Below are 253 nucleotides of genomic sequence, written 5' to 3' on the forward strand. Positions count from 1 at the left end.
GGGGGGGGGGGGGGGGGGGGGGGGGGGGGGGGGGGGGGGGGGGGGGGGGGGGGGGGGGGGGGGGGGGGGGGGGGGGGGGGGGGGGGGGGGGGGGGGGGGGGGGGGGGGGGGGGGGGGGGGGGGGGGGAGGGGGGGGGGGGGGGGGGGGGGGGGGGGGGGGGGGGGGGGGGGGGGGGGGGGGGGGGGGGGGGGGGGGGGGGGGGGGGGGGGGGGGGGGGGGGGGGGGGGGGGGGGGGGGGGGGGGGGGGGGGGG

The 253-nt window shown here is 99.6% G+C and carries 1 protein-coding gene; it reads right to left on the reverse strand.

Going from position 1 to position 253, the window contains the following annotated elements:
- On the reverse strand, positions 1-253 hold a 253-nt coding region (locus tag JHD64_RS22590; protein WP_179765158.1), incomplete at both ends, for a hypothetical protein.

The sequence above is a fragment of the Aquitalea sp. ASV15 genome (assembly GCF_016429115.1).
GTDB classification, from domain to species: Bacteria; Pseudomonadota; Gammaproteobacteria; order Burkholderiales; family Chromobacteriaceae; genus Aquitalea; species Aquitalea magnusonii.